Raw genomic sequence first — 14,966 nt, 5'->3', positions numbered from 1 at the left:
CGGAGCTACACCATGACGTCTCCCTTTATTGCGCGTCTCGGTATCGCGCATCCCCTGATCCAGGCGCCGATGTCCGGCTCTACCACGCCCGCCCTGGTTGCCGCTGTATCGAATGCCGGCGGACTCGGTTCGATGGGCGCGGGTTATCTGGAGCCGCAAGCCATCCTTGAGCAGGCCGCACAGGTACGCGCGCTGAGTGATCGGCCTTTTGCGATCAATTTGTTTGTGCTGCCGGAAACATTTGATGTCGACGAAGCGGCTGTCGCCTCGGCACGCCAACATCTCGATGATCTGATGGAGCGCGAGGGCCTGGCCATGCGGACGGTGCGACCGGAACGCTGGGCGCCATCGTTCGCAGATCAGTTCGCCGCTTTGTGCGAGGCGCGTCCCGCCGTGGCCAGCTTCGCCTTCGATCTGCTGACGCCGGCGCAGATGCGCCAGCTCAAGCAGCTCGGCATCATCGTGATCGGCACCGCCACCACCGTGGACGAAGCGCGCGCCTGGGCCGGACTGGGCGCGGACGCGGTGAGCCTGCAAGGCGCGGAGGCGGGTGGCCATCGTGGCACTTTCCTGCATGAGCCGGAGCGGGCCCTGATCGGCCTGTTTGCCCTGCTGCCGCTGGCGGTGCGCGCGCTGAACATCCCGGTGATCGCCGCCGGCGGCATCATGGACGGTCGCGGCATACTGGCAGCGGAAGTGCTGGGCGCCGCGGCCAGCCAACTGGGCACCGCCTTCCTGGCCTGCCCGGAATGCGGCGCCGCCGAGGCCTGGAAACGTGACCTGCCCAAGGCGGCGGAGCACCAGGTGACCACCATCCGCAGCTTCTCCGGCCGCGCTGCGCGCGGCTTGCGGAACACCTATGTGGAAGCTATGCAGCCTTACGAAGCCAGCCTGCCGGCTTACCCGGCGACCAATGCCCTGACCTCCCCGCTGCGCCGGGCCGCCGCCGCAGCAGGTCGTGGCGACCTGCTTTCGGAGTGGTGCGGGCAGGGTGTCGGCATGGTGCGTGCCATGCCAGCGGGAGAACTGGTGAAGGTGCTCATGGAGGAATACGCCAAGGCCCGTAAAGCCTTGGCTTGACGCGGGTTTCAGGTTGGAGCGTTATACTGCGCCCGCGCCATCCCGCGCATCGATATCGCATCGAGGCACACGCACTTGAGTCAGACCCTACAACGTAGCAAAACGGCCAACGCCGAATCCCTCCGCCAGCACGTGCTCAACGCGCTGGACGAACTGAAAGCCAAGGATGTCCGCGAGATCGACGTCCGCGGCAAAACCTCCATCGCCGATCTGCTGGTTATCTGCTCCGGCACCTCCGCACGCCACGTCAAATCCATTGCCGACGAAGTGGTCAAGTTCGCCAAGAAGGCGGGCGTGATGCCGCTCGGCGTGGAAGGCGAGCAGGAAGCCGAATGGGTGCTGGTGGATCTGGGCGACGTGATCGTCCACGTGATGCTCCCGCGCATCCGCGAGTTCTACGGCCTGGAGCGGCTGTGGACCGTGGGCGACCGCGAAGCCGACAACGAAGCCGTCAACGCGGGCTGATCGCCCGCTGACGTGCGATGACTGCGGCGCGACGTCGTTCTGACGCGCGCGGTGTTTCTTTTTCGCTCTCTTTTTCCCGGTCCGAATGCGCGCACGCCTGATCGCCGTTGGTGAACGCATGCCCGCCTGGGTGGCGGAAGGCTTTGCCGAATACCGCAAGCGGCTGTCGCACGAGCTGCCGCTGGAGCTGGTCGAACTCAAGCCCGGTGTACGCGGCAAAGGACGCGATGACGCGCGCGCGATCCAGGATGAAGGCACGGCGATCCTCGCCGCCCTGCCGCGTGACATCCATGTGGTTGCGTTGGATGGACGTGGCAAGACCTGGTCCAGCGAAGAACTCGCCGAGCAATTGGCGAAGTGGCGCATGTCGGGGCGCGATCTGGCGTTTCTGATCGGTGGGCCGGACGGCCATGCAGCCGAGGTGCTGGCGCGCGCCGATCAGCGCTGGTCGCTGGGTCCGCTGACCTTGCCGCATATGCTGGTACGCCTGGTGCTGGCGGAGCAGTTGTACCGGGCCACTACCTTGTTGGCGGGACATCCTTACCACCGCGCCTAGTGAGTGGTCCCACGTGTGCTTGCTATGCTCGGCGGTACGTCCCCACGCCGCCGGGTTTCCCATGTCCGTCACTGTTCGCCAGGCCACGATTCACGACCTCGATACCGTCGCACCGCTGTTCGATGCGTATCGCCAGTTCTATCAGCAGCCGTCGGATCTGCCGTTGGCGCGTCGCTTTCTCGCCGAGCGTTTCCAGCATCGCGAGTCGGTGATTCTGTTGGCGCTTGACGGGCAGGGGCAGGGCGTGGGCTTCACCCAGATGTATCCCTTGTATTCCTCAGTGCGCGCCACGCGGAAGTATCTGCTCAACGATCTGTTCGTGGTGCCTTCTGCACGGAAGCTCGGCGTTGCGCGTGCTTTGCTTGAGGCCGCGGCAGCACATGGGCGGGCGATGGGTGTTTCGGGGCTTTCGCTTTCTACGGCGCACGACAATCACCCGGCACAGCGCCTCTACGAATCGATGGGCTGGGTGCGTGACGAGGCATTCCGCGAATACAGCCTGACGCTCTGATCGGTCTTTCTCTTCAAGGATATTCGCCCATGCTTTACCTTGCTTCGCAGTCGCCGCGCCGGCGGCAATTGCTGGAACAGATCGGCGTCGCTTTCACCCCGGTTGATGTGGACGTGCCGGAGCAACGCGCCGCTGGCGAATCGCCGGTCGAATACGTCAGCCGCGTTGCGCGCGACAAGGCGCGCGCCGGTATGGCGAGCCTGGGCAACGGTGCTGTGGTGTTGAGCGCGGATACCGAAGTGGTGCTCGATGACGAGGTCTTCGGCAAACCTGCCGATGCTGCGGATGCCTCCGCGATGCTGCGCAAACTGTCCGGGCGCACGCACGAAACGATCTCGGTGGTATGGGCAGTGCAGGGCGAGCGTGCGCAAAGTGAAACCTGCGTGTCGCGCGTGCGCTTCGCGGCGCTAAGCGATGAGGATATTGCCGCCTATGTCGCCAGTGGCGAACCGTTCGGCAGAGCGGGTGCGTATGCCATCCAAGGGCGCGGTGCGACCTTGATCGAGCATCTGGAAGGCAGCTTCACCGGTGTCATGGGATTGCCCGTGTTCGAAACGGCGCGACTGTTGCGTGACTTCGGCATCACCCCGGGCTGACCTGCTCACTCAGGGCTTTCGCGCACAGGGTGCGCTCCTACAAGGTGGCGCCCGGTGGAGCTATTACAAACCACGACACCACAGCCAGCGCATTGTTGACGCTGTGTGCGATCACCGCCGGCCAGATCGATTCCGACTGAAGACGCAGCCACGCCAGGATCAGCCCGAGCAATAGCAGATTGGGCAGGGCGTACCAGAGAAAACCAAGATCGGGCAAATGCACACAGGCGAACAGCAGCGCCGTAGCGAAGGAAGCGGTGCCTGCGGGGACATAGCGCATCGCTGCCGACAGCAGCACGCCACGGAATAGCAACTCCTCCACCAATGGTCCCGCGGTAACCACCAAAAGTGCGAGCGGGAAACGTAGCAGCGGTGAAGCTTGCGCACCGAGCTGCTTGATGTCCTGGCTTACCTCGTGTCCTTGCGCGAGCCATTGGGTCAGCAGACCGCCGGCAAAAGGCAGGATCAGGCCGAGCAGAAACGCGATGGCGTAGAACGATGGTTGCTTTGGCGCTGCAAAGCCAAAGCCGGGTGGCGTCGTCAGCGTCCACAACGTTGGCCACAGACGCCGGGCAAGCAGGACAGTCACACCGGCGGCGATCACCAAGGTCAGTATCACCATCGTCGCGTTGACGTCGGGGCGCATGAGCAGGCCTTGCATCTGCGCCATTACATCGCCGCCGTGCATGCCCTGGCGAAAGCCGAGCACCAGCCCGATGACAAGACCCGTTACCACGCTCATCGCAAGCTGCAGCAAAAAATACAGCGCGATCAGCCCCAGCGCCGCCCACAACGTCGGCAGGCGCGGCGGCCTGGAGGACGTGAAAACGGGGTCAAGGCGCGAGGCATCCATCGGGCGGGTCCTGTATGCAGGGCAGGCGAAGGCATCCGTCTCCCGACACTGGACACGCTAAGGGCGTGATCGCACACGCGCAATCCTGCCCTTCGGCATGGTCGCTGCGGAACCAGCCTGTATAGTGACCAAATCTTTTAAGGAGGAAGTTGGCGCTAAGGCGCCTACCCATGTTCGCTTTCGACTGGCTGGCCGATCCCACTGCCTGGGCAGGTCTTCTCACCCTGGTGGTGCTGGAGATCGTGCTCGGCATCGACAACCTCGTCTTCATCGCCATCCTCGCCGACAAATTGCCGGCGCATCAGCGCGACCGGGCTCGCATCATGGGCCTGACCATGGCGTTGGTGATGCGCCTGCTGCTACTTGGCGCGATGTCGTGGCTGGTGAAACTCACCACGCCGATCCTGACCTGGCAGAGCTTTTCGCTTTCATGGCGCGACATCATCCTGTTGCTCGGCGGTGTGTTCCTGCTGTTCAAAGCCACGCTGGAATTGCATGAGCGACTGGAGGCCGGCGACGACAATGAATCCGCCAACCGCGCGCAGGCGCGGTTCTGGCTGGTGGTGACGCAGATCGTGGTGCTCGACGCGGTGTTCTCGCTCGACTCGGTGATCACCGCGGTGGGTATGGTTGACCAGCTTTCCGTCATGATGGTCGCTGTGGTGATCGCGATGGTGCTGATGATCAGTGCCAGCAAGCCGCTTACCGCTTTCGTCAACGCGCGGCCGACTGTGGTGATCCTGTGCCTGTCGTTCCTGCTGATGATCGGCTTCAGCCTGGTGGCCGAAGGCCTGGGCTTCCACATTCCGAAGGGCTATCTGTACGCGGCGATTGGCTTCTCGATCATGATCGAGGCGTTCAACCAAACCATGCGCCGCAATCGCCAGCGCGTGCTGTTCAGCAGTCCGCGCAACCTGCGCGATCGCACCGCGCGTGCCGTACTCCGTTTGCTGGGCGCGGGTGGCGAAGAGGAAGAGGACGTACCCAAGGCCACATCGACCGTGGCGGAAACCGGCATGGCGGTGTTCGGCAAAGATGAGCTGGCGATGGTGCAGGGCGTGCTGGATCTGGCGCACCGGCCGGTGCGCTCGATCATGACGCCGCGTCCGGAGATCAGCTGGATCGATCCGCGCGAGAGTGCGGAGATTCTGCGCGCCGAAGTGACTTCGTCCACGCATCATTGGTTGCCGGTGGCCGGCGATGATCTGGATCAGCTGATCGGCGTGGCATCCTCGCGCGATCTGTTGGCAAGCTTGCTGGAGCACGGCCGCGTCGACGTCGACAATGTAGTGCGCAAGCCGATGACCGTGCTGGAATCACTCAGCGTGCTGCGCCTCATTGACGAATTCCGTCGCTCGCCCTTGCAGGTGGCGCTGGTGGTGGACGAATACGGCAGTGTGCTCGGCCTAGTCACACCCACCGATGTGCTCGAAGTGATCGCCGGCGAGTTTCCCGATGAAGACAGCGGCGACCCCGCCGCTGTACAGGAAACCAACGGTACCTGGTTGCTCGACGGGAGTTTGGATCTGCGCCGGGTGGAGCACCTGCTGGATCGCCAGCTCACCAGCGATGGCAGTTTTTCCACGCTGGCCGGTTATGTGCTTGAGCAGTTGGGTCGCCTGCCAAGCGCCGGTGATCGCTTCACTAGCGAAGGGCTGCAATTCGAAGTGATGGCGATGGATGGTGCGCGCATTGAGCGCTTGAAGGTCATACCGGCGGACTGAGCCGCTGGCCCTTTCGGATCGGGATCAGTATGCAGATCGACTTCGGTAAGACCGCCGGCGATTACGCCAGGCATCGTGCAGGCTTTCCGGATTCCTTTTTCCAGCGCCTGTTCGACGAAGATCTGGCGCACGTGGGCGACATCGCACTGGATATCGGTACCGGTACCGGCACGGTGGCGCGCGGGCTGGCCTTGCGTGGTTGCGCCGTCACTGGCCTGGATCCTTCGGCGGCGCTGCTGGCACAGGCTGCCGAGCTGGATCGCGCCGATGGCGTGCAGGTGCGACAAGTGCAGTCGCGTGTGGAAGAGGCGGACCTGCCTGAGGCAAGCTTCGATCTGATCACCGCTGGGCAATGCTGGCACTGGTTCGACCGGCCGCGCACTGCCGCGCTGGTGCGGCGCTGGCTGCGGCCCGGCGGACGCCTGGTGATTGCGCACTTCGATTGGTTGCCGATCGCCGGCAACATGGTTGACGACACTGAGCGGCTGATCCGTGCGCACAACCCGGCATGGAAGCTGGGCGGCGGCACTGGTCTGTATCCCGCCTGGTTCAAGGAAGTGCGCGAGAACGGCTTCACCGAGGTGCGCACCTTCTCTTACGACGTGGCCGTGCCGTATAGCCATGTGGACTGGCGCGGACGCATCCGTGCAAGCGCGGGAGTCGGCGCTTCGCTGGACCCGTCGGGCGTCGCGCGTTTCGATGCCGAGCTGGCGGAATGGCTCGCGAGTCGCCATCCGGTCGAACCGATGGCGGTGCCGCATTGCGTGTGGGTATTGAGCGCCGTCGCGCCTGGCTGAGCGATCAGCCGGCGAAGATCGCGCGGGCCAACCCGATCACGCCGATTGCCAGGGTCGCCAGCCAGCCGATCGAACCCAGCATGAAACCGCCTTCGCGCTTGGCGGCATCTTTCAGGTAGGCCAGTGCATACCACACGCGGCCCACCACCCATACCAACCCGGCCAATCCCGCCCACAACGGCGAGCCATAGTGAACCGCCAGCCACAGCGAAGGCAGGAACACCAGCACGGCTTCCAGCGTATTCATCTGCACGCGGAAGGCACGCTCGAAATCCGGATGGCCGCTGGTGGCCGGTGCCTTGACGCCATAGCGCATCCGGGCCCGCCCCACGGCAAACATGGTGCCGAGCTGAAGCAATACGGCAAGCAGGACGACCACGGCAGGCAGATGCTGGGACATGAAGGAGGAACCTTGCTGAAAAGTGGCCTACTGTAAAGCTTGGCGCATGCTTGGCGGAGGCCTTGGCAGGCGCTATCGTCGCGACGCGGCGCCGGTGGCGGTGCCAATCGGCAGGGTGAGGCTCGCATGGACTGGCAGAAAGGCGAACGCAGTCAGAACGTCGAGGTCGACAGCGGCGGCGGTGGTGGCGGTCCGCGTTTCGGCGGCGGCCGCGGCATGGGCATCGGCGGCATCGTGATCCTGGCGATCCTGGGCCTGGTGTTCTTCAAGGACCCGACCGCACTGCTCAGCCAGGTCGACACCAGCGGCGGCCAGGTCGCCGCACCCAGCGGGCAGCCGGCGCAAGTCGACCCGCAGCAGAAAGATTTCGTCAGCGCGGTGCTCGGCTCCACCGAGAAGACCTGGGCAGACATTTTTGCCGCCAACGGCAAGCAATACGTGGACCCCAAGCTGGACCTGTTCAGCGGCGGCGTGAATACCGCCTGCGGCGCGGCTTCCACCGCAGTGGGCCCGTTCTATTGCCCGGGCGACCAGAAGGTCTACCTGGACGTGCAGTTCTTTCAGGAATTGCAGAACCGTTTTAACGCGGCGGGCGATTTCGCGCGCGCCTATGTGATCGCCCACGAAGTCGGCCACCACGTGCAGAACCTGCTCGGCGTGTTCGATCAGGTGGAGAAGGCGCGTCGCCAGGGCGCCCGCATGGAAGGCGCGGATGGCCTGTCGGTGCGCCAGGAGTTGCAGGCTGATTGCTTCGCCGGCGTGTGGGCCAACCATAGCCAGCAGCGCCTGCAGTGGCTGCAGGCGGGCGATATCGAATCCGCCCTCAACGCTGCCAGCAAGATCGGCGACGACGCCCTGCAGGAGCAGGCGCGCGGGCGCGTGGTGCCGGATTCGTTCACCCATGGCACCTCGGCCCAGCGCGTGAAGTGGTTCCGCACCGGCTTCGACAGCGGCAACGTGGGGAGCTGCAACACCTTCAGCGGCACGCCCTGAGCGACCGTTCCGGATATAGCCCAGAAGGCCCGCTGCAAAGCGGGCCTTCGCCGTTCTAGAATCCGCTCGCTGCGCGCCTTGGGGTGCGCTCAGTCAACTCTCCATGGCCCATCCTTGTCAGCGGTGCGGTGCCTGCTGCGCCCATTTTCGTGTGGCCTTCCACTGGTCCGAAGCCGAGGCATTCCTGGGCGGCACGGTGCCGCCGGAACTTGCCGAGACGCTGGATCCGCACCGCCTGGTGATGCGTGGCACTCAGGCCTCGCAGCCGCGCTGCGCTGCTTTGCATGGCACCGTGGGCGAAGCAGTGAGCTGCGGGATTTACGAGCGGCGGCCATCGGTGTGCCGGGAGGTGGTGCCCTCCTGGGAATCCGGTGCACCCAGCTTGCAGTGCGACAAGGCACGTCTCGCCCATGGCTTGCAGTTGCTGACGCCGGAGGATTGGCTCGATCCGCCGGGTGCGGAGACGCCGCCGTTGCCGCAGAGCGCCTGAGAGCTCGCTGCCCATTGCGAAGCACTTGGTCATCAATGCCTTCTCCCTTCAGCGACCCGTAGGGAGAGGGGCTTACGTCTAGTCAGTGCGCTGCGGCGTCGTTCTGAAACGCCAACACGAACTGCTTCAACTCACCTTCGTTGACGTCGGAAACCGCCACATAGCGCATGCCCGCGGCGGCCCAGCCGATCACCGTATAGCCATGCCGCTGCGCCTGCATCGGTGCGGTTTCCGCGCTTTCCACCGGCCACTGGTACAGGTTGATCACGTGCAACCGGCGCTTGTAGATCAGCGCAGCGACGCTGTGCCCGTCTATGGCATCCAGGCGTCCGCCAGCCAGCGGAAAGCCTTCGCCGGCCAGGTCTTTCACCTTTGGTGCGAAGTCGAGCTTGCCCTCGAACCACGGTTTCACCGTGTGCTGGTCGGTGGAGACCACGTCCATCAAATGTTCCGGCTGCAGAGAGCGCAGATGGCCGGCGATGGCTTCGCCGACCACCAGTTCCTGACCTGGATCATGGGGCCGCAGGGCGGTGATCCAGGCGGGGCTGGTGAGCAGCAAGGCGCCTGCGAAGCCGGCGGCCATGGCCAGGGGCCAGCGTGCGCGATGCGGGCGCGCTACGGGCTTGGCGCTGGCGGTCGTCCAGCGTTGGCGTAATGCCTCGGGCGCGCGCTGATAAAGCTCCGACTGTGCCAGCGCCTTGCGCAGGCGCGCATGGTCGCCATAGCTGGCGGCGCAGGTTCCGCAACCTTGCAGATGGCGGGCCATGGCCGCGCTCTGCGAGGCGTCCAGTTCGTCGTCCAGATAAGCGTGCAGTAGCAGCCTGGCGTCATCGCACGTCATGGCGGCGCGCCTCCCCGGTGTGATGGCTTGGGTGATGGGTGAGCTCGGCTTTCAGGCGCTCGCGGGCGCGTGCGAGCCGCGACATGACAGTGCCGATCTTCTGCCCGGTGATCGAAGCGATCTGCTTGTACGAGCATTCCTCCAGCTCGCGCAGCACGATGACTTCACGCAGCGGATGCGGCAGGCGTTCCAGCGCAAGCCGCAGGGAGCCGACGTCCACCGCGAGCAGCGCAAGCGCTTCTGGCGAAGGATGCTCGTCGACCAGCGGATGGGCATCGTCGTCCAGCTCGTCGCGCAGGTGGTCCGGTGGCAGCTTGCTGCGCAAGGTGTAGAAGGTGTTGCGCACGATCGCGAGCAGCCACACCCGCGCGTCGCCGCCGCGAAAACTGTCGAAATACCGCAGTGCGCGCAGCAGCGATTCCTGCACTACGTCCTGCGCATCCGCGTCATCACGCGCAAGCCAGCGCGCCAGGTTGTAGGCCGCGTCCAGCCACGGCAATACCTGCGTTTCGAAACGCGCGTCGAAGGCAGGTGTCGGGCTGGTCGATCCAGTGGGCATAAGAAGGAATACCTCCACTTCCACGACTTTATTCCCAGGGCTCGAAAGGCGGAATAGGCAGCTCCTTCGCCAGGTAATGCAGGAAGAGACCCCGGCGCGTGCCGGACGTCCATGACTGCGATGGCCATCCAGGCCATTCGCCCTGCGCGGAGCGAATCCACATGCAAGATGACAACGTTAACCAAGTCGGTGACAACCAGGACGGCGGGCGACGCCAGTTCCTCAAATGCATGGCCTGGGCCGGGGCGGGCACGCTATGGCTGATGAAAGGCGGGGTGCTGCATGCGCAGCCGCTGGATGGCGCCGCCGCCGCGGCGAAGGATGCCAGCTTCAGCTTCGTGCAGATCAGCGATTCGCATATAGGCTTCCACAAGGCGCCGAACATGGACGTGGTGGGTACCCTGCGCGCCTCGCTGGCGAAGATCAACGCACAGCAGGCGCGTCCTGATTTCCTGCTGCATACCGGCGATCTCACCCATCTCTCGCGGCCGGAGGAGTTCGACACCTTGTCCGAAGTGATGCGCGAAGCGCGTGCCAGCCACACGTTCTACGTACCGGGCGAGCACGACGTGATTGGCGACAACGGCGCCGAATTCTTCCGCCGTTTCGGCGAGCGCCAGCAATCAGGCGGCTGGTACAGCTTCGATCACCACGGCGTGCATTTCGTCGGGCTGATCAATGTGCTCAATCTGAAAGCCGGTGGCCTGGGCTCGCTTGGCACAGAGCAGTTGGTCTGGCTGAAGAAGGACCTGGCGCCGTTATCGGCCGAGACGCCAGTGGTGGTGTTTGCGCATATGCCGCTGTGGTCGCTGTATCCGGAATGGGGCTGGGGCACGGATGACAGTGCGGAGGCGATGGGTTATTTGCGCCGCTTCGGTTCGGTCAGCGTGCTCAACGGGCATATCCACCAGATCCAGCAGAAAGTGGAAGGAACCATCACCTTCTACACGGCACGTTCGACGGCATATCCGCAACCGGCACCTGGAGCGGCCCCTGCGCCGGGGCCCATGAAAGACGTGGCGCCCAACGCGCTGCACACGTATCTGGGCATTCGCGACGTGAAGCATGTGCAGGGCAAACAGGTGCTCGCGGTAACCGACGAGGTGCTGTCATGACGCACACGGCGTGGGTGTTGGGACTGTGCCTTCTTGCGATCCAGCCCGCCTTCGTGGCGCACGCGGCGGCCAAGGATTCGCGCGTGGAAATCACCAACTTCGCGTTCTCGCCGAAGACGCTCACGGTGCCAGCGGGAACCAAAGTGGTGTGGACCAACCGCGACGAGGAGCCGCATGTGGTTACCAGCGCAGGCGCGATGTTCACACCTTCGCGAGCCCTGGACACCGGTGACACCTATGCCGTGACGTTCTCCAAGCCGGGCACCTATGCGTACTACTGCACGATCCACCCGACGATGGTTGGCACCATCGTCGTGCAATGAATCAGTGGCTGTCGAAGCGGTAGATATCCATGGCCAGGAAGCCGAGATCGATACCGGCATCGATGCGTTGCGCGGTCGGCTGTTCGCCGGCCGCGCCCAGTGCTACGAACAGTGGCAGCAGGTGCTCGTCGGTGGGATGCGCGCGCTGTGCGAAAGGCGCCTGCCGGCGATAGTCGAGCAGAGCTTGCGTATCGCCTTCCTGCAGTTTCTGCTCGATCCATCCAATGAAAGGGCGCACGTAAGGTGCTTCGCGTTCTTCGCTATAGCCTTCGCGGAAATCGTGCAGGTTGTGGGTGATGCTGCCGGAGCCGATCACCAGCACACCCTGGTCGCGCAGCGGCGCGAGCGCGCGGCCGACAGCGTACTGATGCGCCGGGCCGAGTTCGGGCTGGATGGATAGCGGCACGACCGGAATGTCGGCATCGGGATAGAGCAGGCGCAGCGGTACCCACGCGCCGTGATCGAGTCCGTGCTGTGGATCGAGCATGGTGGGAAGGCCGGCCTTGTCCAGCAGTTCGACAATGTGCGCGGCAAGCGCCGGTGCGCCGGGCGCGGGATAGCGGAGATCAAACAATTCGCGCGGAAAGCCGTAGAAATCATGGACGGTTTCCGGGCGCACCGCGCCGCCCACCGACACCTGGCGTGCCAGCCAGTGCGCGGAAGCGATGACGATGGCCTTGGGCCGCGCGATGGCCTGAGCCAGCTCGGCCAGGCGCACACCGACCTGACCGGGATGTAGCGCGGTCATCGGCGAGCCGTGGGAGATGTACAGGCTGGGCAGGGCGGACATGGCGGTAACCTCGAAGGGACCGCCATAGAGTAAGGGCGTCGCGCTGGCTTATAAGCCGTGTGTACTGGAACGAAGCGTTGCCCGATCAGAACGATGGGCAACGCTGTGCATCAGTTCAGCGCTTCTTGAACGGCTTGCCGCCGCCCGCGCCATGCGGACGCGGCTTGCCCTTGAAGCCACCGCCGCCCGGACGAAAGCCGCCCGGCTTGTGCGGCGGGGTGTCGGCCGCGCCACTGTCGTTGCCATCCCATTCCTTGATGCGCAACTGCTGTTGGCTCACCCACACCTTCTTCAGGTGCTCGAACACTTCCGCCGGCATGCCATCGGGCAGGTCGATCAGGCTGTATTCGCCGCGGATGCTGAGGCGGCCGATAAAGCCGCTTTCCAGGCCGGCTTCATTGGCGATGGCGCCGATGATGTTGCCCGGCTTCACGCCATGCTCGTGGCCGACTTCCACGCGATAGGTGCGCTTGCCTTCCTCGGTGTGGTGCGGACGCACCGGGCGCGTGCCGAACTCGCGCGGTGCGCTGTCGCGCTCGCGTGGCTTGTGTTCGCGTGCGCCACGGTCATGGCTTTCGCGGCTGTCACGTTCGGTGGGGCGACGATCATCGCGTTCACGCGGTGCGAACTCGCGCTTCGGTGGCGGTGTCAGCAACAGCGGCTGGTCGCCCTGGGCGATGCTCGCCAGCGCAGAGGCGATCTCGATCGCCGGCACGTTGTGTTCCTGCTCGTACTGCTCGATCAGCTGCTGGAAAAATGCCAGTTCGCCGACTGCCAGCGTGTCGCTGATGCGTTGCTTGAACTTGTTGATGCGCTGATCGTTCACCGCTTCGACGGTGGGCAGCTTCATCTCTTCGATCGGCTGGCGCGTGGCACGCTCGATCGCGCGCAACATGCCCTTTTCGCGCGGGGTGACGAACAGGATCGCCTCACCGCTGCGGCCGGCGCGGCCGGTGCGACCAATGCGGTGCACGTAGCTTTCCGTGTCGTACGGAATGTCGTAGTTCATCACGTGGCTGATGCGTTCCACGTCGAGACCACGCGCGGCTACGTCGGTGGCGACCAGGATGTCGAGTTTGCCGTCCTTCAGTTGCTGGATCACGCGCTCGCGCTGCGGCTGCGCGATGTCGCCGTTGATCGCGGCGGCGGCGAGGCCGCGCGCCTGCAGCTTCTCGGCGAGCTCTTCAGTGGCCTGCTTGGTACGCGCGAAGATGATCATCGCGTCGAACGGCTCGGCTTCCAGGATGCGGGTCATCGCATCCAGCTTGTGCAGGCCACTGACGAACCAGTAGCGCTGGCGGATGTTGGCGGCGGTGGTGGTGGATGACTTGATCGTCACCTCGACCGGATCCTTCAGGTGATGCTGCGCGATCTTGCGGATCTGCGTCGGCATGGTGGCCGAGAACAGCGCCACCTGGCGCGACGGCGGTGTGGCCTGCAGCACCTTTTCCACGTCGTCGATAAAGCCCATGCGCAGCATTTCGTCGGCTTCATCGAGCACGAGGAATTTCAGCTCGGACAGATCCAGCGTGCCGCGATCCAGATGATCGATCACACGGCCGGGCGTGCCGACCACAATCTGCACGCCGCGCTTGAGCGAGTGCAGCTGCGGGCCATAGCTCTGGCCACCATAGATCGGCAGCACCTGCAGGCCAGGCATATGCGCGGCATAGCGCTGGAACGCTTCAGCCACCTGGATGGCCAATTCGCGCGTGGGCGCCAGTACCAGCGCCTGCGGCTTGCCGGGCTTCAGTTCGATGCGCGAAAGGATCGGCAGTGCGAAAGCGGCGGTCTTGCCGGTGCCGGTCTGCGCCTGGCCGAGCACATCGCGGCCTTGCAGCAGCGGTGGAATGGTGGCGGCCTGGATCGGCGATGGCGACTCGTAGCCGACATCGGCCAGAACGCGTAGCACTTCGGGGGGAAGCCCAAGCGCAGCAAAACCAGCGGCTGCCGGTGTGGAATCCGTAGACGGGGAGGACATGGGAACCTCGACATGGCATGCACGACGGCATGCAGGAGAATGGTCGCTATTGTAGCAGCCCGGTAGGCCCGGGCCGAGCTTCGATCGAGCCGAACCTTCAATTATTTCAAGGAATTCGTATGCAAAAGCGTCTGGAGGGCCGGGTCGCCCTGGTCACAGGAGCCTCTTCGGGTATCGGCGAGGCCACGGCGCTGGCATTGGCTGAGGCCGGCGCTCGCGTGGCCATCGCTGCCCGGCGGCGCGACCGGCTGGACGCCCTGGCCGCCCGGCTGGCACCGCTCGGTGCCGAGCCACTGGTGCTGACCGCCGATCTGGTCTCCGAAACCGAAGCCCAGCGCGTGGTGACGGAAACTGAAGCGCATTACGGCCGGCTGGACATCCTGGTCAACAACGCCGGCGTGATGTACCTGGAGCCGGTGGCCGAGGCCGATCTGGGCCGCTGGCGGCAGATGCTGGAGCTCAATGTGCTCAGTCTGATCGCTGCCAGCCAGGCTGCGCTGGCTGGGATGCGCGCGCGTCGCGACGGCCATATCGTCAACGTGTCATCGGTGGCGGGGCGCGTGGCGAATCCGAACGCGGCGGCGTATGCGGCGACCAAGTTCGGCGTCGTAGGCTTTTCCGAATCGCTGCGCCGCGAGGTGTACAAGGACAACATCCGCGTCAGCGTGATCGAGCCGGGCATGGTGGCCACTGAGTTGCGCGAGCACATCGGTCATGCCGGTGCGCGACAGGCGGTGGAGGCGCGCGTGGCGGAGATGCGCCAGCTACAACCGGAAGACATCGCCGACACCATCCTGTTCTGCGTCACGCGGCCATCGCACGTGTGCATCAACGAAGTGCTGCTGCGTCCTACCGATCAGGAGCGCTGAGTTGCGAAAGCAGATCGTGCGGC

The 14,966-nt window shown here is 64.6% G+C and carries 18 protein-coding genes; 12 read left to right on the top strand and 6 right to left on the bottom strand.

Annotation, left to right across the window (positions count from 1 at the left end; all coding sequences use genetic code 11):
• Positions 1-12 precede the first annotated feature (12 nt).
• The 5 genes from BM338_RS09435 to BM338_RS09415 all read left to right on the top strand — a co-directional run bounded on the left by BM338_RS09435 (position 13) and on the right by BM338_RS09415 (position 3,208).
• The gene (locus tag BM338_RS09435) at positions 13-1,080 is read left to right on the top strand and encodes an NAD(P)H-dependent flavin oxidoreductase (RefSeq protein WP_090450631.1); all 1,068 of its coding nucleotides are present in this window, start codon (positions 13-15) and stop codon (positions 1,078-1,080) included.
• A 75-nt stretch (positions 1,081-1,155) separates the two neighbouring features.
• Positions 1,156-1,545, top strand: coding sequence for a ribosome silencing factor (rsfS, locus tag BM338_RS09430; protein WP_090450630.1), 390 nt, complete (start codon positions 1,156-1,158; stop codon positions 1,543-1,545).
• Between the two features lie 85 nt (positions 1,546-1,630).
• A complete protein-coding gene (gene rlmH / locus BM338_RS09425) occupies positions 1,631-2,101 on the top strand; it encodes a 23S rRNA (pseudouridine(1915)-N(3))-methyltransferase RlmH (protein ID WP_090450629.1) in 471 nt (156 codons plus the stop codon).
• Positions 2,102-2,162: 61 nt separating this feature from the next.
• On the top strand, positions 2,163-2,612 hold the full coding sequence (locus tag BM338_RS09420; protein ID WP_090450628.1) for a GNAT family N-acetyltransferase: 450 nt from the start codon (positions 2,163-2,165) through the stop codon (positions 2,610-2,612).
• 29 nt (positions 2,613-2,641) lie between these two features.
• Entirely contained in the window at positions 2,642-3,208 is a 567-nt protein-coding gene (locus BM338_RS09415) for a Maf family protein (protein ID WP_090450627.1), read from the top strand.
• A gap of 37 nt (positions 3,209-3,245) precedes the next feature.
• On the opposite strand, the gene BM338_RS09410 is transcribed toward BM338_RS09415, so the two are convergent.
• The gene (locus tag BM338_RS09410) at positions 3,246-4,061 is read right to left on the bottom strand and encodes a CPBP family intramembrane glutamic endopeptidase (RefSeq protein WP_090450626.1); all 816 of its coding nucleotides are present in this window, start codon (positions 4,059-4,061) and stop codon (positions 3,246-3,248) included.
• 170 nt (positions 4,062-4,231) lie between these two features.
• On the opposite strand from BM338_RS09410, the gene BM338_RS09405 reads away from it, so the two are divergent.
• Both BM338_RS09405 and BM338_RS09400 read left to right on the top strand, forming a co-directional pair.
• A complete protein-coding gene (locus BM338_RS09405) occupies positions 4,232-5,785 on the top strand; it encodes a TerC family protein (RefSeq protein ID WP_090450625.1) in 1,554 nt (517 codons plus the stop codon).
• 29 nt (positions 5,786-5,814) lie between these two features.
• Positions 5,815-6,582, top strand: a complete 768-nt coding sequence (locus BM338_RS09400) for a class I SAM-dependent methyltransferase (RefSeq protein WP_090450624.1) — start codon at positions 5,815-5,817, stop codon at positions 6,580-6,582.
• A 4-nt stretch (positions 6,583-6,586) separates the two neighbouring features.
• Here BM338_RS09400 and BM338_RS09395 read toward each other — a convergent pair whose 3' ends face one another.
• Complete coding sequence (locus BM338_RS09395; protein WP_090450623.1) at positions 6,587-6,982, bottom strand: MAPEG family protein; 396 nt, start codon at positions 6,980-6,982, stop codon at positions 6,587-6,589.
• Positions 6,983-7,108: 126 nt separating this feature from the next.
• On the opposite strand from BM338_RS09395, the gene BM338_RS09390 reads away from it, so the two are divergent.
• A complete protein-coding gene (locus tag BM338_RS09390; protein ID WP_090450622.1) occupies positions 7,109-7,975 on the top strand; it encodes a KPN_02809 family neutral zinc metallopeptidase in 867 nt (288 codons plus the stop codon).
• Between the two features lie 103 nt (positions 7,976-8,078).
• Positions 8,079-8,465 carry a YkgJ family cysteine cluster protein gene (locus BM338_RS09385; protein WP_090450621.1) on the top strand — a complete coding sequence of 129 codons (387 nt, stop codon included), beginning with the start codon at positions 8,079-8,081 and terminating at the stop codon, positions 8,463-8,465.
• Between the two features lie 82 nt (positions 8,466-8,547).
• On the opposite strand, the gene BM338_RS09380 is transcribed toward BM338_RS09385, so the two are convergent.
• Both BM338_RS09380 and BM338_RS09375 read right to left on the bottom strand, forming a co-directional pair.
• Positions 8,548-9,306 carry an anti-sigma factor family protein gene (locus BM338_RS09380; RefSeq protein ID WP_090450620.1) on the bottom strand — a complete coding sequence of 253 codons (759 nt, stop codon included), beginning with the start codon at positions 9,304-9,306 and terminating at the stop codon, positions 8,548-8,550.
• On the bottom strand, positions 9,293-9,865 hold the full coding sequence (locus BM338_RS09375; protein ID WP_090450619.1) for a sigma-70 family RNA polymerase sigma factor: 573 nt from the start codon (positions 9,863-9,865) through the stop codon (positions 9,293-9,295). Before BM338_RS09375 ends, BM338_RS09380 begins: the two co-directional genes overlap by 14 nt.
• 161 nt (positions 9,866-10,026) lie before the next feature.
• Here BM338_RS09375 and BM338_RS09370 point away from each other — a divergent pair, with 161 nt between their 5' ends.
• Both BM338_RS09370 and BM338_RS09365 read left to right on the top strand, forming a co-directional pair.
• Entirely contained in the window at positions 10,027-10,980 is a 954-nt protein-coding gene (locus BM338_RS09370; RefSeq protein WP_090450618.1) for a metallophosphoesterase family protein, read from the top strand.
• On the top strand, positions 10,977-11,303 hold the full coding sequence (locus BM338_RS09365; RefSeq protein WP_090450617.1) for a cupredoxin domain-containing protein: 327 nt from the start codon (positions 10,977-10,979) through the stop codon (positions 11,301-11,303). Before BM338_RS09370 ends, BM338_RS09365 begins: the two co-directional genes overlap by 4 nt.
• 1 nt (position 11,304) lies before the next feature.
• On the opposite strand, the gene BM338_RS09360 is transcribed toward BM338_RS09365, so the two are convergent.
• Both BM338_RS09360 and BM338_RS09355 read right to left on the bottom strand, forming a co-directional pair.
• Complete coding sequence (locus tag BM338_RS09360; RefSeq protein ID WP_090450616.1) at positions 11,305-12,093, bottom strand: dioxygenase family protein; 789 nt, start codon at positions 12,091-12,093, stop codon at positions 11,305-11,307.
• A 115-nt stretch (positions 12,094-12,208) separates the two neighbouring features.
• Positions 12,209-14,074 carry a DEAD/DEAH box helicase gene (locus tag BM338_RS09355; RefSeq protein WP_090450615.1) on the bottom strand — a complete coding sequence of 622 codons (1,866 nt, stop codon included), beginning with the start codon at positions 14,072-14,074 and terminating at the stop codon, positions 12,209-12,211.
• Between the two features lie 119 nt (positions 14,075-14,193).
• Here BM338_RS09355 and BM338_RS09350 point away from each other — a divergent pair, with 119 nt between their 5' ends.
• The gene (locus tag BM338_RS09350) at positions 14,194-14,943 is read left to right on the top strand and encodes an SDR family NAD(P)-dependent oxidoreductase (RefSeq protein ID WP_090450614.1); all 750 of its coding nucleotides are present in this window, start codon (positions 14,194-14,196) and stop codon (positions 14,941-14,943) included.
• Positions 14,944-14,966 lie beyond the last annotated feature (23 nt).

The sequence above is a fragment of the Dyella sp. OK004 genome (assembly GCF_900114495.1).
Taxonomy (GTDB): Bacteria; Pseudomonadota; Gammaproteobacteria; order Xanthomonadales; family Rhodanobacteraceae; genus Dyella_D.
This window is presented reverse-complemented; position numbering and strand designations above follow the sequence as displayed.